Source organism: Halomonas marinisediminis (assembly GCF_004347715.1).
Lineage (GTDB): Bacteria > Pseudomonadota > Gammaproteobacteria > Pseudomonadales > Halomonadaceae > Halomonas > Halomonas icarae.
Genome location: NZ_SLTR01000060.1, coordinates 1 through 498, shown reverse-complemented (window position 1 = coordinate 498; position 498 = coordinate 1). Strand labels below are relative to the sequence as shown.

Below are 498 nucleotides of genomic sequence, written 5' to 3'. Positions count from 1 at the left end.
TGTCGCTGCTGCTGCGCCGCCCGCCGGGCCGCGAGGCATACCCGGGGGACGTGTTCTACCTCCACTCCCGCCTGCTGGAGCGGTCGGCGAAGCTGGGCGACGATCACGGCAACGGGTCGCTGACGGCGCTGCCGATCATCGAAACGCAAGGCGGCGACGTGTCGGCCTTTATCCCGACCAACGTGATCTCGATCACCGATGGCCAGATCTTCCTGGAAACCGAGCTGTTCTACCAAGGCATCCGCCCGGCCGTGAACACCGGTCTGTCGGTGTCGCGCGTGGGCTCCTCGGCCCAGACCAACGCGATGAAATCCGTCGCTGGCCCGGTGAAGCTGGAACTGGCGCAGTACCGCGAAATGGCGGCCTTTGCGCAGTTCGGCTCCGACCTCGACGCCGCCACCCAGCAGCTGCTGAACCGTGGTGCGCGCCTGACCGAGCTGATGAAGCAGCCGCAATACTCGCCGCTGACCAATGCCGAGATCGTCTGCGTGATCTTCG

1 pseudogene is annotated in these 498 nt (G+C 66.1%); it reads left to right on the top strand.

Annotated features, from left to right (window positions below):
* Positions 1-498 (top strand): annotated as a pseudogene (locus E0702_RS15825) (F0F1 ATP synthase subunit alpha); the annotation flags it as partial.